Here is an 18310-nt window from a genome sequence, read left to right on the forward strand (position 1 = left end):
GCGGGCGACGTGCTCGGTGGGTCCGTGGCCCACCGGCGGATCGCTGCGGGTGTGGTCGCGCTGAGGCGTAGACGGTGCGCCCCGTCCCGACTCATCGGTGCGACAGCGACTCGGGGAGCGGGACGGTCGCCGTGCCGCAGGGCCGCCGACCGGCCGGGGTCCCCGACGGCGGCGGCCGGGCGGACGGTCAGGCGCTGTCGACGGCCGCTCGGAGGCTCGCGCGGAAGGCCCGGATCGCCGGGTGTCCGGCGGCGCCGCGCCGCACCCCGGTGAACAGGCGCCTGGTGGGTCGCCCGGGCAGGTGGACCAGCCGCAGGTCGGCCTCCCGGTCGGTCCAGAGCAGGTCCGGCAGCATGGCGAGGGCGTGACCGGTCTCGACCAGGTGGACGTGCAGCAGGTAGTCCGGGCTGTCGAACCGGACGTCGGGTTCGAAACCGGCGCCGCGGCACAGCGCGCGGGCCCACCGGCCCGGTGCCGAGCCGGCCGGGTCGAGCACCCACGGCGCGCCGGCGAGGTCCGCGAACGCGGTGCCCGCGTCGCTCCACCTGCCGCCCGTGGGGAGGGCCAGCCGGATCTCGTCGAGCAGCAGGTCCTCCTCGTCCACCCCGGACACCGCCACGCCGGGCTCTCCCGCGTACTCCTCGCCGAGGACGACGTCGAAGTCGTGGGTCAACAGTCCGGCGAAGGCCTGCTCGGGCTGGCGCTGGGTCATCTCGACCCGCAGCCCGGGGTGCTGCTCGGCCAGACGGGTCAGCGCCGAGGGGATCAGGGTCAGCAGCACGCTCTGGAAGGAGGCGACGCGCAGGGTGCCCCTGACCTCGGTGAGCGACGCGGTCAGCTCCGCCTCGGCCAGCTCGAGCCGCTCCAGGACGGCGTCGGTGTGCCGGACGAGGATGCGGGCCTGCTCGGTCAGCCGGACGCCGCGACCGACCCGCTCCAGCAGCCGCACGCCGGTCTCGGTCTCCAGCTGGGACAGCTGCTGGGAGATCGCCGACGGGCTGTAGGACAGCGCCCGGGCGACCTCGGCCAGGGTGCCGCGCCGCTGCAGTTCCCGGAGGAGGCGCAACCGGTGGACGTCGAGCATGCCGCCATCCTCCGACCGGTGAGCGGAGCTGACCAGTACGGTCCGGAATCGTTCGCTGGACCGCAGGACACCCGTCGTCGACGCTGAGGGTGTGCCCGACGTCGCCCCCCTCTCGTCCTCGTGAGCCCCCGCGACACCGGCAGCGGCCCGGCCGTCCTGATGGTGCTGGGCTCCTGCATCTCCCTGCAGGTCGGCGCCGCGAGTGCCGCGCAGCTGTTCCCCACGATGGGCAGCGCGGGGGTCACCCTGCTGCGGCTGCTCGTGGCCGCGGCAGTGCTGCTGATCGCGACGCGTCCTCATCTGCACCGGTGGAGCAGGCGGCAGTGGACGGCGGTGATCGCCTTCGGGCTGTGCCTGGCCGGGATGAACGGCTCCTTCTACGCCGCCATCGCCCGCATCCCCCTGGGCACCGCCGTCACCATCGAGTTCCTCGGCCCGCTGGTGCTCGCCGCCGTGCTCTCCCGTCGGGTGCGCGACGGAGCGTGGGTGCTCCTCGCGGCGACCGGCGTCGTCCTGCTCGGACTGGCCGCTTCCGCCGGTGCCGGTCCCGGGCTCGACCGGGTCGGTGTCGCCTTCGCGCTGTCGGCCGGGGCGTTCTGGGCCGGGTACATCCTCACCAGCGCCCGGGTGGGCGCCGCCGTACCCGGACAGGGCGGTCTCGCGGTCGCCCTCGCCGTGGGCTCCCTCGCCCTCGTCCCCATTGGAGCCGCCGGTGCGGCGACGGCGGTCGACCGGCCCGACCTGCTCCTGCTGGCGGCCGTCACCGGCCTGCTCGCCTCGGTGGTGCCCTACACGCTGGAGCTGTCCGCCCTGCGGCGGCTGACGCCCGGCGTCTTCGGCGTCCTGCTCAGTCTCGAGCCGGCCGTCGCCGCGCTGGCCGGGTGGCTGCTCCTGAGCCAGCCGCTCGGGGCACGCGAGGCAGCGGCCGTGGCACTGGTCGTGCTCGCCAGCATCGGGTCCACGATCTCCGCGCAACGGCCGGCCGGCGGGCTGCCGACGCCGCCGACCGACGTCGGTCGGGCTCGCCCGGTGGAGGAGGAGCGGGAGCCGCAGGTGTCGTGAGCGGACGTCCGTGAGACGCCCCTGTCGGGCGGCCGACCGAGGACACCTGGGTGCCCAGGCGTTCCCGCGGGAACGCCTGGGCGGCCGACGCTGCGTCACCTCGCTGGACGCCACCGCGCCCGTACGCCGACCGACGGATCAGCGGCTCTCGGGCTTCCGCTCACCGTGCCGGAGCCTCTCCCTGCGAGGGACCGACGGTCAGCACGCCGGGCGCTTGCTCCTACGGCCGCTCCCGCAGCAGCACGGGGCGGGCTCACCCGAGAGCCGCCGGCTGGAGGGTGGGTCGTGGAGCCGGCGGCCGTCTCGGAGCGGCCCACCGAGAGACGGGTCATCGACGCGATGCCGGCCGACCGTCCAGTCCGCGACGGGGCGACGTCAGGCCGGCGCGCCGAGCGGCGGGTGCTCGAGCACGCGGGGCCGGTACTCGACCAGCTGGATGCGGCCGTCGAAGGTGCGGTGGTCGATCATCTCGAGGGCGACGTCCGGATAGCCGTCGTAGATGCGTTCTGCGCCGGTGGCCCCGGTGATCACCGGGAACACCCCGACCCGGAAGCGGTCGACCAGGCCGGCCCGGAGCAGGGACCGGCACAGGCTGAGGCTGCCGATGGTGCTCAGCAGCCCCGGGCCGCTCTCCTTCATGGCGCGGACCGCCTCGACGGCGTCGTCGCGGACGAGCGTGCAGTTGGCCCACGTCAGCGGCTCCTCGAGCGAGGAGGAGAACACCACCTTGGACGCGCGCGTGAGCTCGTCCACGGACGCCTCCTCCTCGGGCCGGAACTCGGCCTGGCCGTCCGGGACCTCACCGGCGGCGAAACCGGACATGAGGCGGTAGGTGTTCGCGCCCATCAGGTAGGTGACCTCGGGCTGCTCGCCGAGCCAGGCGAGGTACTCCGGGCCCTCGAGGCCCCAGAACCCGGGCCATCCCTCTCCCGACGCGTACCCGTCGAGGGAGGTGATGAAGTCGACGAGGAGCTCCGCCATGGCCGTGTCCTTTCCTCGGGTGTCACGAGCTCGGACCGGCCGGGAGCCACGAACTCATCGGCCGCGCGGCGCAGCCCACGACGCTGCACCGTCCCGATCGGCCGCCGGATGGCCGGCGGCACGGCGCGGGAGGCGCGTGCGCCATCGAACGGCCCATCCGGAGTGGCCGCCCGTTCTGGTGAGGTCCCCCGGGAGGAGTGGTCTAGGGGCACCCACGCGGCATCAGCCGCTCGAGCACGGCCTCGAGGACGCCGTCCAGCTGCTCCAGCTGGGTGGCGTCCAGCGCCTCCGTGACGAGCCTGCGGACCGTGCCGACATGGCCGGGGGCGGTGGCCACCACCTTCGTCCAGCCGGCGTCGGTGAGCGTGGCGTTGGTGAAGCGTCCGTTCTCCGGGCACGGACGCCGGGCGACCCAGCCGCGGGCCTCGAGGCGCGTGACGACGTGGGAGAGCCGCGACAGCGAGCCGTGGGTGAGCAGGGCCAGGCGGCTCATCCGCATGGTCCGGTGGGGCGCTTCGGAGAGGCCGGCCAGCACGAGGTACTCGAACCAGTTGAGGCCGGCGTCGCGCTGGAGCTGGGCATCGAGCTCCTGCGGCAGCCGCACCAGCAGGACGGAGAGCTTCATCCAGACGCCGAGCTCGGCGGCGCTCAGCCAGCGCGGCTCCTCGGTCACGGCCAGATCCTAGCGAGGGTTGACGCTTCAACCGGGCAGTGCTTGGGTCTGAGTTGAAGGTTCAAGTCCCTTCACCGGAGGTCCTCATGACCCGCATCGCCGTCGTCGTCGGCACCACCCGCCCGGGCCGCAAGGCCGAGACCGTCGCCCGCTGGGTGCACCGACTGGCCCACGCCCGCGGTGACGCCGAGGTCGAGGTGCTCGACCTGGAGTCGTTCGGGCTGCCGTTGCTCGACGAGCCCCTGCCACCGTCGATGGGGCGGTACAGCCGGCCGCACACGCAGGCGTGGGGTGAGGCCGTGGCCCGCTTCGACGGGTTCGTCTTCGTCACGCCCGAGTACAACCACGGCATACCCGGGTCGCTGAAGAACGCGATCGACTTCCTCAACAGCGAGTGGGCGAACAAGTCCGCCGGGTTCGTCGGCTACGGGGTGGTGGGCGGCGCCCGCGCCATCGAGCAACTGCGTCTGGTGCTCGCCGAACTGCGCGTCGCCACCGTGCGCTCCGCGGTCTACCTCAACCTCTTCACCGACTTCGCGGACTTCACGGACTTCACGCCCGGCACGCACCAGGTGGAGTTCCTGGAGCAGACGCTCGACCAGGTCGTCGAGTGGGCGGACGCGCTGGCGCCGCTGCGCGCCGCGGCCCGGGCCGGCGCGGCGGCCTGACGGCTCCACGTCGCTCGTGCTCTGCCCACTCCGGATGGGCAGAGCACGAGCGCGGTGGGCAGAGCACCCGTCCCAGCTCGCGCCCGGGACTGCCCTCGTGAGCGAGGGCGTCGAGTTCCTCCGCGGGAGTCGACGACGGCCCGCCACCGCTGGTCCGCCGGGATGACCCGCCACACCGGGCGGTGCGGGGTGCCCGGAGCCGCCCTCGAACGCGGTCGCACGTCCACGGGATCCGCCGGACGAGCCCTAGAGACCGAGCGCGTCGAGCAGCTCCGCGTGCCCGCGCCGGCGGGCGAGGGCGAGCAGCCAGCCCTCGACGTCCTCGGTGTCCAGCCGGCCGGTGACGGGACCGGCGGCGTCCTCGGTGACCCCACGGCGCACCGTGACCGGACGCGGCCGGCCGGCCGACGGGTCGAACGTCACCACCATCCCGCCGTACCCCAGCCCGGGCGCCTCGCCCGGGGGCGCGCCCGGCGGCAGCCGGTCGAGCCGACGACCCAGCTCCTCCGCCTCGGCCGGCGTCAGCTCGAAGGTCGGGTTCGGACGGCCCGAGTAGACGAGCAGGTCGACGCGCGCACCACCGCGCGCCGGCGACCGAGGAGAACCGCTCACCAGCACCACCCCGCACCCATTCTGACGGCGGGCACGGCACCGGGACCCCCGTGACGTCAGGGTGACGGGACCGTGACGCCCTGCCCGCCATCCTCGGGTCGCAGGGCGCGGACCGGGTGCCGCGGTCGCGGGTCAGCCTCGTCGGAGCAGGCGCCCGGTGTCCCCTCGCCACCCCGCGCGACGAGGCAGAGGAGTGGATCGATGTTGCGGATCACGGCTGACGTCTTCTCGGGTCGGCAGAACCCGGTCGCCGAGGTGGGCGACGAGCGGGAGTCACGGGCGCTGCTGAGGGAGGTTCAGGGCCTCACGACGAGGCTGGCGGACGCCGATCCCCCAGGCGGTCTGGGGCCGCGGGGGTTCGTCCTCGAGACCCTCGGCGACGACGTCGCGGTCGACCCGTCCTCGGGCGCGACCAGCTACCTGTCCCTCTCCTCGCTCGGCGCGGCCGACCGCGGCACCGAGATCGCCGAGCGGCTGCTGAGCCTGATGGAGACCGGCCGGGCCCCCGCGGACGCGCCGGACACGGCGGCCCTGGACACCGACCTGCGCGACCACCTCCTGGCGCAGCTGGCCGGCGGGGGCGCCGAGTCCGTCACCGACCAGGTGGCCGCGGCGTCGGCGGCAGCGCAGGCGGAGCCCGCGGACGTGACCTGCACGATCGAGCTGGGGGTGTTCAACCCCGGCTTCTGGAACGACGACGCGACCGTCCGCCTGAACAACAACTGCTACAACTACGCGAGCAACTGGCGCACCAACACCTTCGCCCAGCCGGGCCGCGGGTGCGGGCGGATCTACACGGCGATCACCTGTCCCGAGGTGACCCGTGCGGCCCTCTGCGACGGCGTGCACCGGCGCTTCGACTGCTTCCCGGACAGCGAGAAGCCGCGCTACCTGGTCGCGCTCGTCGTCGCTCCCGGCCCCGGGTTCGTCGACTACCACTGGTTCCGCAGGCAGAGCGGCGGGTTCTGGGGCCACAAGCCCGGCGGCACCGCGGCGCGCAACACCGACAACAGCGGCGTGCTCATCACGAACCCCGAGACCGCCAACCGGGGGCCCTACACCCAGTTCTGCGGCTACTTCTACGGCTGCGACAGCCAGCGCCGGCGGATCCGCTGACCGTGCGCCGGCCGGCCCGCCGGGGAGGCCCCCGGGCGGGCCGGCCGGTGCCGGAGTCCCGGCCGGAGGAGACGGTCAGCCCCCTCCGGCCGGTGACTCCGCGGCGGGGGGTGTGTCGGCAGGACCCTCCCCGTCGGCAGGACCCTCCCCGCCGGCAGCGCCCTCGCCCTCGGCGCGGCGATCCCCGAGGAGGCGGACCTCGTCGCCCGCCACCTCGGGCGTGAGGCGCTCGACGTGCTCGTCGATCCACCCCCACGCCTCCTCGCCGTCCGGTTCCCGCTCCGGGACCCGCACCGGACCGGCTACCGACGCAGGACCGAGGCGGGGGCGACCTCGGGGGTGGGGTGCTCGACGTAGCCGCCGGTGCCGCCGATCTCCCCGATGACCTCGTGCATCCGCCCGGCCGTGAGCACGCCCATGACGGCGAGGGAGGTCGGTGACGGGAGGCTGTAGTCGTCACAGGCGTCGAGGTCCACCTGGTAGCCCAGGTCCTGCAGCGCACCTCCGGTGACCCGGCTGAGCGGGTTGGCGCCCTGGTTGACGAAGCCGGTCATCATCTCGGCGCCGAAGACGCTCTCCCGCCAGTGGCTGCCGATCGTCCCCGGCCCGAAGTCGTCCTCGATGGGCACCGGCACACCGGCGGTGCCCCCGCCCGGCGCCGCGGCTGCGAGATCGGCGAGGTCGGCGATCCGGACCCCGGCGCACGGGTCCTGCAGCCGGCCGAACTCGGCCATCGCGGTCGGCCCGGTGAACGACCACTGCGGGGTGTTGCGGTTGGCCACGAAGCCCTTCGCGCTCCACACGAAGTCGAGCATGCCGATGACGTGCCCCATCTCGTGCATGATCACGATGTCCCAGAGGCCCTGGGCCATCATCGTCGGGATGTCGGCGACGTCGAACTCCATGCCGCCGGTGATGGGCAGGAACTCGTGCGTGCTGCCGGCCGGCCGCACCAGGCGGGGCCCGGCCCGGCCCAGGACCCGGCCGGGCCCGTCGATGGACACACCGGCGGCGTCGATGCGGACGTCGTCGACGGTCGTGCCGTCGGGGAGCTGCACGTCCTCGAGGTCACCGACGATGACCTCGGCCCACCTGTCGGCGGCCGTCCGGAAGGCCTGCTTCTGCTCCTCGGTCAGGCCGCCGAGGAACCGGACCTCGATGCGGAAGGGGTCGTCGGTGTCGGCGATGCGCTTGGCGACGTCCTCCCTCGCCCTGGCCTCGTACACCTCCTCGACGTCGACCGCCTCCAGTCCCGAACCGAGTCCCGCGAAGAAAGTCGTCACTGGAACCTCCCGGTGAGGGCGTCGTCGTGCCGGTGGTCGGCAGGACGTGGACGGGACGCCGCGGGTCACCGGCGGTGCCGAGGTCCATCCCGCGCCCGCACGCTAGGAGCGCCTCGTCAACGAGCCGTCACCGAGCCGTCACCGAGCCGTCACCGCCCCGCGGTCGACGGCGGGGCCGGGCGCCTCACCCGCCGTCGTCGCCCGGCGCCCCGGCGCGGCGCACGACGTCGTCGAGCCAGTCGCGGACGGCGTCGAGCACCTCGGCGGGGGACGCCGCCACGGCGACCGTCACCTCCGGGGCCGACGTCCCCGCGGGGGTGTCCGCCTGCGTCAGCAGCCGGGCCCGGAACCGCCCGGCGTCCTCGAGCCAGACGCGGACGAGGAGCGCCGCGCTCGGGTGGTCGGCCACGTCGTGCCTCCTCCGGGTCCCGCGCAGCGTCGCGGCGCCGGCTGCGGGGACACCCGGCGCGGTCGACGTGCCGGGAGCCATGGTCGGAGGTCGTGCCACCCGGCGCAGTCCCCCGGACGGAGGACCCCCCGGGGCCGTGGGCATCACCGCCCCGCGAGAGCCGGGTGGTGTGGCGGCAGGGACCGGCGGATCCGGGGGACGTGCCGGAGCAGCCGGGACATCTCCTCGCTGGGGGGCACGCCCAGCTCGGTCTCGAGCACGGTGCGGAACAGCTCGTAGGCCCGGACCGCCTCGGCGACGTTCCCCTCGGCCAGGTGGATGCGGACCACCATCCGGTGGGCGCTCTCGCGCAGCGGTTCGGCGCGGACCGCGGCGTGGGCGGCCTGCAGCGCCTCGCCGTGGCGGCCGAGCGCGGTCAGCCGGGCGGCCACCGCCTCCAGGCCCCGCATGCGGAGGTCGCGCAGCCGCTCGCGCTCCAGCAGGACCCAGTCGTCGTACCACCCCGGGAGCAGGTCGCCGAGGAGCGCCGCGTCGGGGAGGGCGACGTCGCCGGACGCCGTGGACGGCGTCACCGCCCGGCGCGCCCAGGCGTCGAGGTCGCGCACGTCGACCCGGACGCCGGTCGCCAGCCGCAGGGCGTCCCCGGACACCTCGACCAGGTCCGGCGCCGCCTTCCGCAGCCGCCACAGCGCCGACCGCAGGCACCCGTGCGCGTGGTCCTCGGGGAGGTCGGGCCACAGGTGGCCGGCCGTCACCGCCCGGGTCTGCCGCCGGGACAGGCACAGGTGCGCCACCAGCCGCTGCACCGCACGCGGCAGCTCGTCGGCACCCGACCGCGGGCCGCGCCACGGCAGGTCCAGCCCGAAGCCGTCGAGCAGGGTGACGGAGGCGGAGGTGCGGTCCACGTGAGGGTCCTTCCTCTCGGGACGGGCAGCGGGGACCGGGCGGTGCCGGGGTGGCGGCAGGCACCCGACACGGACGACGGGGACGGCGGCGTCGGCGGCGACAGGACCCGGCCGGGCGAGGCGGACCGCGGTGCGGCCGGGCGCGGCGCGCGGGCGCCTGCGGCCCACGCCCCGGTGGCCCGGTGGGGACGGGCGGATCAGCTGCCGGAGCGCCGCCGCGTCCGGGAGGACGGGGCGCTCCTCGAGGACGGGGCGCTCTTCGTCCGGGGAGGTCTGGGACGTCTGGGTCCGTCGACGACCGACATGGTTGCCCCCCTGGACGCACGCGTGCTCGATGCGAGAGAGCAACGCTAACCACGTCCGTGGGCCGGGACCGTACGCAGTTGTGCGTAGGCGGACGGCTGGAACGAGGTCGTGTCCTAAGGCCCTTCCTCACCGGCACCGGCGCAATACGCTCGGTCACGTGTCGCGCACGACCACGTGCTCCGCAGCGTGGCTGGCACTCGTCGGGGACATCCTGCAGGGCCGGCCCGGGGACGCGGAGTTCCCGCACCCCCAGGTGGCCGACCTGCTCCTGCGGTCCTTCGAGTCGGCCTGCTGCTCGCTGAACCACGTCGACGCCGCGTGGGTGGACCACGTCGTCCAGGGGTGGCCGGAGGGCTTCCTGCCGACGGTGCCGCCGTCGGGGATCCTCCCGAGTGCCCGGACCCAGCCGCTCATCCGCTGGCACGCGGTCACCGGCAGTGCGGCGGCCCAGATCCTCGGGCGGGTGCCCCGAGACGTGGCGCCCGCGGCCATGGTGGCGGAGTGGTCGGCGTTCGCCCGGCCGCTGGGGATCCCCCACCAGCTCTCCCTGCCGCTGTGGGTCGGCACCGGGATCGAGGCCTACGTGCTGAGCCGTCCCGACGACGACTACACCGACGACGACGCCGAGCTCGCCGGCCTCGTCCTCCCGGTGCTGGCGGTACTCGCCCGCCAGGCCCGGGTGCTCGCCGACGCACCACCGTGGCGGTGCGAGCGCGCCCGCGACACCGGCCTCACCGAGCGCGAGTTCGCCGTCCTCACCCTCCTCGGCGCCGGCCTGACCGCGGCGGCGATCGCCCGCCGCCTGCACACCTCCCCCCGGACGGTGCACAAGCACCTCGAGCACGTCTACCGCAAGCTCGGCGTGCGCGACCGGCTGATGGCGGTGCAGCGCGCCCGGGACACCGGCCTGCTGGCCACCCCCACCGCCCCCGCCAGGGCGGCGGACCCCGGAACGCTGGTCCCCCCGCCGCGCCGCGGCGACCACGCAGCGGCCGGGTCACCACTGCACGGGAGCGGCCGGGCGCGGTGACGCCTCCCGGGGCCGCTGCGCTCGCCGCGGCGGCCGTCCGCGGTGATGCTGCAGGCACCAGCCACCGCCCGGAAGGACGGAGATCCCCATGTGGGCACAGACGCTCAGCGGCCCGTTCCGCTTCGAGCAGGTCGAGGTCGACGCCCCCGACCCGGCGTCCCTGACGCCCGGGCACGTGCTCCTGGCCACCCGCGCCGGCGCCATCTGCGGCAGCGACCTGCCCAACTTCCGGGGCGGGCTGTGGCCGCACCCGGCGGCCGAGGACGGCTGGGGGGCCACCCGCGCGCCCGGCTTCCCGATGCACGAGATCGTCGGGGAGGTCGTCGCCAGCCGGCACCCCGACCACTCCCCCGGCGACCTCGTCGTGGGTTGGGCGTCGATGTTCGACGGCATCGCCGAGCTCGTGGTGACCGACGGCGACGGCCTCGCCCGCTACGACACCGGCCTGCCGCCGACCACCGCGGTCATGCTGCAGCCCCTGGCCTGCGTCCTCTACGCCGCCGAGCAGCTCGGCGACGTCTCCGGGCAGGCCGTCGCGGTGATCGGCCAGGGCCCCATCGGCCTGCTGTTCAGCTCGGTCCTGAAGGCGCGCGGGGCGTCCCGGGTGACCGGCGTCGACCCGGTGGACCGCTCCGACGTCGCGCGGGTCTTCGGCGTCGACGAGACGGTCACCGCCCGGGCCGAGCGGTGGGCGGGCCGGCTGTCCGACGCCGACCGGCCGTCGGTGGTCGTCGAGGCGGTGGGCCACCAGGTCTCGACGCTGCAGCCGGTGCTGGACGCCGTGGCACCCGGCGGCCAGGTCTTCTACTTCGGCGTCCCCGACGACCCGGTGTACCCCTTCGACATGATGACCTTCCTGCGCAAGAACCTCACGCTGCGCTCGGGGGTCACCCTGGAGCGGCGGCGGGTGCTGGCCGAGGCCGGTGCGCACCTCGCGGAGCACCCCGGGCTGCGGGACTGCTACGTCACCGACGTCCGCCCCGTCGCCGAGGTGGAGGCGGCCTTCACCGCCGCGATCTCACCGCGGCCGGGGCAGCTGAAGATCGCCGTCGACATGACCTGACGGCCGGCTCGCGTGGTCACGGGAGGACCGGCAGCGGGGGGCGGCCGGCCGGACCGCCGGGACGACAGCGCTCGCTCCCGGCGTCCCCAGGGCAGTGGGCAGCACCCACCGGTAGGCATCCGGCATCACCAGGACCACGACGGTCGGCGCCTCCAGGTGGAGGGCGCGCGAGGCGAGCGGCAGCTCGTCGAGGTGGCAGCGCGCGGCGTCGTCGTCGGACCACACCTCGATGCCGAGCACCCGGTCGCCGGAGAGCCACGTCCGGCGGTAGAGGCACGGCCCGTCGGCGCCGAGCGGGACCGGCGGCAGCACCTGCTGCAGGCCGGTGAGGTCCCGCGGATCCGCGTCGTCCCAACACAGGTGGATCACGAGCACCGACATGGGGTCCCCCTGACAGCGTCGTGGCCGGCGGGCCGGACCCTAGGCGCCGCGGCGCACGCCGTCGCTACGCAGTTCTCGCCATTGCGCCCTCGCCGGTGCCCGCGTCGTCGACGAGGACCCAGGTGGTGCGCCCGTGCAGCGGCGGGGTCTTGGTGCCGTCGGTGAACCACACCACCACTCCCCCGTGGGCCCGGCAGTGCGAGCGCACGACCCGCACGCGGCCGTCCTGCCGGCCCTTGGCCGGCCGGACCAGCGGGAGACCGAAGTCGGTGCCGACGACGTCGGTGGTGAGCACCGGCTCGCCGGTGGCCAGGCGGGAGGTCGGGAGGGTGGTCATCGGGGCCTCCGGGGGTCGCATCGAGCAGTCGAACGTGTGTTCGATCGTCCTCCCGTCCGGGGACGGACGCAAGCTCAGTCCGGCCGCGTGCCGCTGCGGGTGACGCGGATGGTCCGCGGGGTGCGGGTGGCCCGGATCGGGAGGCTCTCCCCCAGCTCGACCAGCCGCTCCACCGCGGCGTCCTTGTCCACCTGGGAGCGCAGGCCGCCGCCGGACCACTCGCAGTCGAGGTCACCGGCCGGCCCGGACCGGCCGCGCAGCCGCTCCCGGGCGTACTCCTTGTGCCGCCGGGCCTCGTTCTCCGCCGCCCGCCAGGCGTCGTAGTCGTGCACGGCGGCGACGTAGTCCTCGTCGGTGACGGTCAGCCGGGACTGGCGGGACCCCTCGCCCTCCGTCCCGGGGTCGACCGGCGGACCCCAGCAGGCATCGAGGAACGGGCACCAGTCGCACATGGTGTCCACGCCGGGCCCGAACCCGTCGCGCGGGACGGCGTCGGCGCCGTCGTCCTCGACGGTGGCGTAGACGTCGGTGAGCCACATGATCGCCTCGGCGGTCAGCGCCGGGTCGTGGTCGGCCTCGAAGACGACGTCCTCGCCCGAGTCGCGCGACAGGTAGCGGATCCGCAGCCCGTCGACGTCCTGCGCGGCCCCGGCCGGCAGCCGGCGGTCGGCGGTCTGCCCGGTGCGCAGCAACCAGGCGTAGACGGCGACCTGGAACCAGTGCCGCACCGGGACGCCGCGGGTGAGGACCCGCTCGAACCCGAACCGGGACGTCGTCTTGAGGTCCTCCACGACCGGGGCGTGCCACCAGTCGCAGCGGCCCTTGACCTGCTCGCCCCGCAGGCCCACCTCGGTGAGGCCGCCGTACTGGCGGCGCAGGGCCCGCAGCACCCCGCGGTGCAGTTCGGTGCCGATGAAGGCCTGCAGCCCGGTGCGGGTGTTGGTCGGGCGGCGGCGGGCGATCCGGTAGGCCGCACGCCGCCGGCACTCGCCGAGCTCGGAGGCGCCGATCATCCGCTGGCGGGAGCGGGCCCGGCGGCCGTCGAGGTCGCGCACCGCGGCGGCCAGGCTCGGCGCGGCCCGCCGCTCGGCGGCGCTGGGGCGGGCGGGCAGGACGGCGGTCACCGCGTCCTCCTCTCCTCGGGACCGGGGCGGGGCCGGGAGTCCGGCCCCGCCCCGGCGACTCGGCTCAGGCGACGTCCGGGCGGTCGTCGGCCGAGGCCCGCTGCCGGGCGATGACGTCGCGGACCAGCGCGGTCAGCCGCTTGGTGGCCACCTGCTCGGCCGGCCGGCCGAACCGGGTGCCGATCTGCTCCTCGGTGACGCCGAGGGCCTCCAGGCTGGCCAGCACGCCGCGGCGGGCGGCGTTGAGCCGGCGCTCCCGCGGGTCGTCCGGGGTCGCCGAGGGCTCCAGCAGCGGGTTGACCGGCGCGGCCTCGGGCTCGGGCGACGGGCGGGCGGCCGCGGCGGCGGCGCGGGCGGCCTCGACCACTGCGGCCGGCGTCTGCGGCGCGGGGGCCTGCGCGGCGGCAGGTGCCCGGCGGCGCTCCGCGGACCGGCCCGCGGCCGACGCCGGGACCGAGGCCTCGACGAACTCCTCGTGCCGGGCCTGGATCAGCTCGGCGACGGTGTAGTTGCCGCCCGGGGTCGGCACGTCGACCGACAGCAGCGCGGCGCGGTTGGCCTCGGCCCACACCTCGCGCAGCTCGTCGTCGTCCCCGGCCTCGCCGATCCGCGCGACCAGGTCGGCGAGGTCCGAGCCCCGCCGTCCGGCCGCTCCGCCGCCCGTGACCGCACCCGGCAGGCCGCCCGCGCGGGCGCCGGCGGCCTGCTCGGTCCGCTCGTGGTCGAGCAGCCCGCCGCCGTGGAAGGCGACGAGGTCGCGCACGTGCGCGGTGCCCGGGTCGCACTTGAGGGCGTCGAAGACCAGCCACTCCAGCAGCCGGCCGTTCGCCTCGCGCGCGGTGACCTCGCGGGCCGGGTCGTCGTTGGGCTTGATGCCCACGTGCACGCTGCGCGCGCCGACGATCAGCGGTCGCCGGCCGCGGCGCAGCCGCATCCACACGCTGGCCGCGTAGGGGAACTCCCGGTGGGTCTGCACCGACCAGGTCTTCTGCCCCTCGATCGGGCGGCCGTTGGCGTCGACCTCGGTGACCTCCTTGCCGCGCGCGGTCACCACGACGATGCCGGGGAAGGTCAGCAGCTCGGTCTGCAGCTTGCGCCAGCGCGCGCCGGCGTCGTTCCACAGGTTCTGGCTGATGGTGATCTCGGCGTTGGGGTCGCGCTTGAGCAGCTCGCGGTTGCGGGCGGACCTGGCGGCCCGCTCGCTGGCCCAGTCCTTCAGGCCGTCCCAGATGGCCGAGCCGGTGTCGATGCCGAGCACGACCGGCGGCTCGCCGGCGTCGGCGGCGCGGCGCGCCTCCGCCTTGACCGCCTGGACGGCGGCCAGCACCGCGGCGTAGGAGCCGTCGTGCTCGACGAGCTCGTAGCGCGCGCCGGGGATGGCGCCGTACTCGTCGCCGGCGCCCTCGTTGAGGTCGATCCAGTACAGCGCGCCGATCCTGTCGCTGGCGCTGAACTGGGCCAGCGCCCAGCTCTTGCCGGCCTTCTCCTCACCCTCCAGGAGGATGCACGGCCACGGCACGCGACCGGTGGGCTTGCGGGTCTTGAGGCCGGAGGTGGCCATGGGGGACTCCTTGTCGACACGGGGAAGATGTCGATCCGGAATCTAGGGACGGGTACCGACAGAACCGGACTGTCAAGCCGCCCCGCCGGACACGCGGGCGGGTCGTTCGCTCTCGGCGGAACGGTGACCGGCGTCCCACGGCGGCGCGGCGCGGCGGGCTGCACCGGGGACCGGCCCGCACTAGCGTTCGACAGCGTGGGCGCCACCTCCGACGACGGTCCGGGCGGGGCGCGCGACGCCGTCCTCCCGCGCCCGGCGACGCCCCACGAGCTGTGGCAGCGCAGCCAGGAGACCGCGCAGCGCCTGCAGGACGTCTACCGGCGGATCGTCGACGCCGGCAGCCCCGAGGCGTACCGGGCCGCCGCACCGGAGTTCCTGCGGCTGGTGCGCCGCTTCCTGACCCTGCGGCTGACCGCCGTCGCCACCGGCCGGCGGCTGGCCTTCGAGCAGCGGGTGCCCCCCGCCGGCAGCGTGGCGGTGGCGGCGCTCTGGGCGGAGGTGTTCTGGGCGGCGCGGGCCGCCGCGCCCGACGACGACTCCGGGGTGCTCGAGCGGGCCGACGCGTCCATCCGCGGCCTGCTGGCGTGCGCCCCGGACGACCTGGCCGACCGCTACGCCCTGACCGCCTGGTGGCTGCGGCTGCAGCAGGTCGAGGACACCTTCGCCGGCCTGGAGGTGCAGGCGCAGGCGGCGCTGGAGACCCGGCAGGAGCTGCGCGAGCACGAGCTGGAGACGCGCCGGCTGCAGGCCCGCTGACGCCTCGCGGTCCTCAGGCCGCGCCCGGCAGCGGCTGGGGGCGGCCGCGCAGCCGGCGGGCGAGCGCGGTGTGCCGCCGGCCGGAGCCGGTGGCCCGCACCGCCTGGCCGAGGGCCCGCGGGGAGCCGACGAGCACGACGAGCTGCTTGGCGCGGGTCACCGCGGTGTAGAGCAGGTTGCGCTGCAGCATCATCCACGCGCTGGTCGTCAGCGGGACGACGACGCAGGGGTACTCGCTGCCCTGGGAGCGGTGGACGGTGACCGCGTAGGCGTGCACCAGCTCGTCGAGCTCGGCGAAGTCGTAGCGGATCGTCTCGTCCTCGTCGGTGACCACGGTGAGGGTCTGCTCGACCGGGTCGACGGCGGTGACCACGCCCTGGGTGCCGTTGAAGACCCCGTTGGCGCCCTTGTCGTAGTCGTTGCGGACCTGGCTGACCTTGTCCCCGACGCGGAACACCCGCCCGCCGAACCGCTTCTCGGGCCGGTCGGGGGCGGCCGGGGTGAGCGCGTCCTGCAGCAGCTCGTTGAGCGCGGCGGCGCCGGCCGGCCCCCGGTGCACCGGGGTGAGCACCTGCACGTCGCGGCGCGGGTCGAGCCCGAAGCGGGCCGGGATCCGCCGGACGACGACGTCGACGGTGAGCCGGGCGGCCTCCTCGGCGTCGTCGGTGCTGAACAGGAAGAAGTCGTCGAGGCCGCGCACCTGCGGCGGGTTGCCGGCGTTGATCCGGTGGGCGTTGGTGACCACCCCCGAGCGGCTGGCCTGCCGGAAGACCTGCGTCAGGCGCACGTGCGGGATGGGGGTGCCCTCGGCGAGCAGGTCGCGCAGCACCTCCCCGGCGCCGACCGAGGGCAGCTGGTCGACGTCGCCGACGAGCAGCAGGTGCGCCCCGGGGGGCACCGCCCGCACCAGCTTGTTGGCCAGCAGCAGGTCCAGCATCGAGGACTCGTCGACCACCACCAGGTCGGCGTCCAGCGGCCGGTCCCGGTCGTAGGCGGCGTCCCCGCCGGGCCGCAGCTCCAGCAGCCGGTGCACGGTGACGGCCTCGACGCCGGTCAGCTCGGTCAGCCGCTTGGCCGCGCGGCCGGTGGGCGCGGCCAGCAGCACCCGGGCGCCCTTGGCCGCCGCGAGGGTGACCACCGAGCGCACGGTGAAGCTCTTGCCGCAGCCGGGGCCGCCGGTGAGGACGGCGACCCTCGCCGTCAGCGCCAGGCGCACCGCGTCCTGCTGGCCGGGCGCCAGGTCCACGCCGGTGCGCCGGCGCAGCCAGGCCAGCGCGGCGTCCCAGTCCACCCCGCCGAAGACGGCCATCCGGTCGACGTCGGCGCCGGCCAGCCGCTTGAGCCCCCCGGCGAGGGAGACCTCGGCCCGGTGGAAGGGGACGAGGTAGTAGGCCACCGTCGGCGGCTCGCCCGCGGCGCCGGGGAACTCCTCGCGGACGAGGTTGTCCTCGGCGACCAGCAGGGCCAGGCAGTGCCGCACCAGGCTCGGCGGGACCTGCAGCACCTCCACCGACTGGGCGATCAGCTGGTCCTCGGGGAGGAAGCAGTGGCCCTGCCCGGTGGCCTCGGAGAGCACGAACTGCACGCCGGCCTCGACCCGCTCGGTGCTGTCGTGCGGGATGCCGACCGCGGCGGCGATGGTGTCGGCGGTCTTGAAGCCGATCCCCCAGACCTCGGCGGCCAGCCGGTAGGGCGCGGTGCGGACGACGCCGATCGACGCGTCGCCGTACTGCCGGTAGACGCGCACCGCCAGCGACGTCGACACCCCCACGCCCTGGAGGAAGACCATCACCTCCTTGATGGCCCGCTGCTCCTCCCACGCCTCGGTGATCAGCCGGGTGCGCTTGGGGCCGAGGTTGGGCACCTCGGCGAGCCGGCCGGGCTGCTCCTCGATCACCCGCAGCGCGTCGGTGCCGAAGTGGTCGACGATCCGCTCGGCCAGCCGCGGGCCGATCCCCTTGACCAGCCCGGACCCCAGGTAGCGGCGGATGCCCTGCACCGTGGCCGGCAGCACGGTGGTGTAGTCCTCGACGAGGAACTGGCGGCCGTACTGGGGGTGCGCCCCCCACCGTCCGCGCAGCCGCAGCGTCTCCCCCGGCTGCGCGCCCAGCAGCGACCCGACGACGGTGACCAGGTCACCGCCGCGCCCGGTGTCCACCCGGGCCACGGTGTAGCCGGTCTGGGGGTTGGCGAACGTGACCCGCTCCAGCGTCGCCTCCAGGACCGACGGGGTCCGCACCTCCTGCACCCTGCCGATGGTCACACCTCCGGCGCGCGGGGGCCGGGCCACCGCTCGCGGGCCCGGGAACTGTCGGTGCCCGTCCGTAGCCTCCGCGGCGCTCACCTGAGCGCTGCACCGAACGTTACGGAGGACCGGACCATGGCCGGCGAGACTGTCATCACCGTCATCGGCAACCTGACCAGCGACCCCGAGTTGCGCTGGACGCCCTCGGGCGCGGCGGTCGCCAACTTCACCATCGCCTCGACCCCGCGCACCCTGGACCGCCAGACCCAGGAGTGGAAGGACGGCGAGGCGCTGTTCCTGCGCTGCAACGTCTGGCGGCAGGCGGCGGAGAACGTCGCCGAGTCGCTGACCCGGGGCTCGCGGGTGGTGGCGCAGGGCCGCCTCAAGCAGCGCTCGTTCGAGACCAAGGAGGGCGAGAAGCGCACCGTCGTCGAGCTCGAGGTCGACGAGATCGGCCCGTCGCTGCGGTACGCGACGGCCACCGTCGCCCGCGCGTCCCGTCCCGCCGACCGCTCCGGCGGCAACGGGCACGCGGGCGGGTTCGGCGAGGCCGCCCCCGCGGCGGTCCGGGCCGGCGCGGACGACCCGTGGGCGGCGGCCGGTGACCCCGGCGAGGAGCCGCCCTTCTGAGGTCCCGCCGTCGGGGGGGGGGGGGGGGGGGGGGGGGGGGGGCGGCCCCCCCCCCGGCCGCGGCGGGGGGGCCCCCCGCCGGGG

Annotated in this window: 19 protein-coding genes; 7 read left to right on the forward strand and 12 right to left on the reverse strand. The window is 75.5% G+C overall.

All coding sequences use genetic code 11. From position 1 onward, the window contains the following. Positions 1–187: 187 nt before the first annotated feature. Positions 188–1084 (reverse strand): LysR family transcriptional regulator, encoded by an 897-nt coding sequence (locus ACI780_RS12265; RefSeq protein ID WP_456868558.1) that lies wholly within the window; start codon positions 1082–1084, stop codon positions 188–190. A 120-nt stretch (positions 1085–1204) separates the two neighbouring features. On the opposite strand from ACI780_RS12265, the gene ACI780_RS12270 reads away from it, so the two are divergent. Next, positions 1205–2146, forward strand: coding sequence for an EamA family transporter (locus ACI780_RS12270; protein ID WP_457003212.1), 942 nt, complete (start codon positions 1205–1207; stop codon positions 2144–2146). A gap of 375 nt (positions 2147–2521) precedes the next feature. On the opposite strand, the gene ACI780_RS12275 is transcribed toward ACI780_RS12270, so the two are convergent. Together ACI780_RS12275 and ACI780_RS12280 are read right to left on the reverse strand one after the other, a co-directional pair. Further along, complete coding sequence (locus ACI780_RS12275; RefSeq protein ID WP_456868560.1) at positions 2522–3127, reverse strand: dihydrofolate reductase family protein; 606 nt, start codon at positions 3125–3127, stop codon at positions 2522–2524. A 202-nt stretch (positions 3128–3329) separates the two neighbouring features. Beyond that, the gene (locus ACI780_RS12280; protein ID WP_457003214.1) at positions 3330–3800 is read right to left on the reverse strand and encodes a MarR family winged helix-turn-helix transcriptional regulator; all 471 of its coding nucleotides are present in this window, start codon (positions 3798–3800) and stop codon (positions 3330–3332) included. 86 nt (positions 3801–3886) lie between these two features. Between ACI780_RS12280 and ACI780_RS12285 the strand changes: the two genes are divergently transcribed. Further along, positions 3887–4468 carry an NADPH-dependent FMN reductase gene (locus ACI780_RS12285; RefSeq protein WP_456868562.1) on the forward strand — a complete coding sequence of 194 codons (582 nt, stop codon included), beginning with the start codon at positions 3887–3889 and terminating at the stop codon, positions 4466–4468. A 246-nt stretch (positions 4469–4714) separates the two neighbouring features. Here ACI780_RS12285 and ACI780_RS12290 read toward each other — a convergent pair whose 3' ends face one another. After that, positions 4715–5080 (reverse strand): hypothetical protein, encoded by a 366-nt coding sequence (locus ACI780_RS12290; protein WP_456868563.1) that lies wholly within the window; start codon positions 5078–5080, stop codon positions 4715–4717. A 201-nt stretch (positions 5081–5281) separates the two neighbouring features. Here ACI780_RS12290 and ACI780_RS12295 point away from each other — a divergent pair, with 201 nt between their 5' ends. Then, positions 5282–6196 carry a hypothetical protein gene (locus tag ACI780_RS12295; RefSeq protein WP_457003216.1) on the forward strand — a complete coding sequence of 305 codons (915 nt, stop codon included), beginning with the start codon at positions 5282–5284 and terminating at the stop codon, positions 6194–6196. A gap of 302 nt (positions 6197–6498) precedes the next feature. Here the strand turns inward: ACI780_RS12295 and ACI780_RS12300 are convergent, their stop codons facing one another. The 3 genes from ACI780_RS12300 to ACI780_RS12310 all read right to left on the reverse strand — a co-directional run bounded on the left by ACI780_RS12300 (position 6499) and on the right by ACI780_RS12310 (position 8793). Next, positions 6499–7479 (reverse strand): leishmanolysin-related zinc metalloendopeptidase, encoded by a 981-nt coding sequence (locus tag ACI780_RS12300; protein WP_456868565.1) that lies wholly within the window; start codon positions 7477–7479, stop codon positions 6499–6501. 184 nt (positions 7480–7663) lie between these two features. Next, a complete protein-coding gene (locus ACI780_RS12305; protein ID WP_456868566.1) occupies positions 7664–7888 on the reverse strand; it encodes a hypothetical protein in 225 nt (74 codons plus the stop codon). Positions 7889–8031: 143 nt separating this feature from the next. Next, positions 8032–8793 carry an AfsR/SARP family transcriptional regulator gene (locus ACI780_RS12310; RefSeq protein ID WP_456868567.1) on the reverse strand — a complete coding sequence of 254 codons (762 nt, stop codon included), beginning with the start codon at positions 8791–8793 and terminating at the stop codon, positions 8032–8034. 463 nt (positions 8794–9256) lie between these two features. On the opposite strand from ACI780_RS12310, the gene ACI780_RS12315 reads away from it, so the two are divergent. Beyond that, positions 9257–10129 (forward strand): response regulator transcription factor, encoded by an 873-nt coding sequence (locus ACI780_RS12315; RefSeq protein ID WP_457003219.1) that lies wholly within the window; start codon positions 9257–9259, stop codon positions 10127–10129. A gap of 88 nt (positions 10130–10217) precedes the next feature. Continuing rightward, a complete protein-coding gene (locus tag ACI780_RS12320) occupies positions 10218–11192 on the forward strand; it encodes a zinc-binding dehydrogenase (RefSeq protein WP_457003221.1) in 975 nt (324 codons plus the stop codon). Here the strand turns inward: ACI780_RS12320 and ACI780_RS12325 are convergent. From ACI780_RS12325 to ACI780_RS12340, 4 genes are all read right to left on the reverse strand, one after another. After that, positions 11148–11573, reverse strand: coding sequence for a hypothetical protein (locus ACI780_RS12325; protein ID WP_457003223.1), 426 nt, complete (start codon positions 11571–11573; stop codon positions 11148–11150). The genes ACI780_RS12320 and ACI780_RS12325 overlap by 45 nt on opposite strands. Positions 11574–11637: 64 nt before the next feature. Then, positions 11638–11910: a hypothetical protein gene (locus tag ACI780_RS12330; RefSeq protein WP_456868571.1), complete on the reverse strand. Its 273-nt coding sequence runs from the start codon at positions 11908–11910 to the stop codon at positions 11638–11640. A 74-nt stretch (positions 11911–11984) separates the two neighbouring features. Beyond that, complete coding sequence (locus tag ACI780_RS12335; protein ID WP_457003225.1) at positions 11985–13034, reverse strand: PD-(D/E)XK nuclease family protein; 1050 nt, start codon at positions 13032–13034, stop codon at positions 11985–11987. A 64-nt stretch (positions 13035–13098) separates the two neighbouring features. Further along, positions 13099–14595, reverse strand: a complete 1497-nt coding sequence (locus ACI780_RS12340; RefSeq protein WP_456868573.1) for a hypothetical protein — start codon at positions 14593–14595, stop codon at positions 13099–13101. 195 nt (positions 14596–14790) lie between these two features. Between ACI780_RS12340 and ACI780_RS12345 the strand changes: the two genes are divergently transcribed. Next, positions 14791–15351: a hypothetical protein gene (locus tag ACI780_RS12345; protein ID WP_457003227.1), complete on the forward strand. Its 561-nt coding sequence runs from the start codon at positions 14791–14793 to the stop codon at positions 15349–15351. A gap of 13 nt (positions 15352–15364) precedes the next feature. Here ACI780_RS12345 and recD2 read toward each other — a convergent pair whose 3' ends face one another. Next, positions 15365–17599, reverse strand: a complete 2235-nt coding sequence (recD2, locus tag ACI780_RS12350) for an SF1B family DNA helicase RecD2 (RefSeq protein ID WP_457003229.1) — start codon at positions 17597–17599, stop codon at positions 15365–15367. A gap of 132 nt (positions 17600–17731) precedes the next feature. Between recD2 and ACI780_RS12355 the strand changes: the two genes are divergently transcribed. Then, the gene (locus ACI780_RS12355) at positions 17732–18226 is read left to right on the forward strand and encodes a single-stranded DNA-binding protein (RefSeq protein WP_457003231.1); all 495 of its coding nucleotides are present in this window, start codon (positions 17732–17734) and stop codon (positions 18224–18226) included. Positions 18227–18310 lie beyond the last annotated feature (84 nt).

The sequence above is a fragment of the Geodermatophilus sp. SYSU D00814 genome (genome assembly GCF_054050055.1).

What these genes read in the sequence shown, in the direction of transcription:
- ACI780_RS12265 (WP_456868558.1), bottom strand. Translation starts at nt 1,084, where the DNA reads ATGCTCGACGTCCACCGGTTGCGCCTCCTCCGGGAACTGCAGCGGCGC.
- ACI780_RS12275 (WP_456868560.1), bottom strand. Translation starts at nt 3,127, where the DNA reads ATGGCGGAGCTCCTCGTCGACTTCATCACCTCCCTCGACGGGTACGCG.
- ACI780_RS12285 (WP_456868562.1), top strand. Translation starts at nt 3,887, where the DNA reads ATGACCCGCATCGCCGTCGTCGTCGGCACCACCCGCCCGGGCCGCAAG.
- ACI780_RS12295 (WP_457003216.1), top strand. Translation starts at nt 5,282, where the DNA reads ATGTTGCGGATCACGGCTGACGTCTTCTCGGGTCGGCAGAACCCGGTC.
- ACI780_RS12320 (WP_457003221.1), top strand. Translation starts at nt 10,218, where the DNA reads ATGTGGGCACAGACGCTCAGCGGCCCGTTCCGCTTCGAGCAGGTCGAG.
- ACI780_RS12325 (WP_457003223.1), bottom strand. Translation starts at nt 11,573, where the DNA reads ATGTCGGTGCTCGTGATCCACCTGTGTTGGGACGACGCGGATCCGCGG.
- ACI780_RS12330 (WP_456868571.1), bottom strand. Translation starts at nt 11,910, where the DNA reads ATGACCACCCTCCCGACCTCCCGCCTGGCCACCGGCGAGCCGGTGCTC.
- ACI780_RS12340 (WP_456868573.1), bottom strand. Translation starts at nt 14,595, where the DNA reads ATGGCCACCTCCGGCCTCAAGACCCGCAAGCCCACCGGTCGCGTGCCG.
- ACI780_RS12355 (WP_457003231.1), top strand. Translation starts at nt 17,732, where the DNA reads ATGGCCGGCGAGACTGTCATCACCGTCATCGGCAACCTGACCAGCGAC.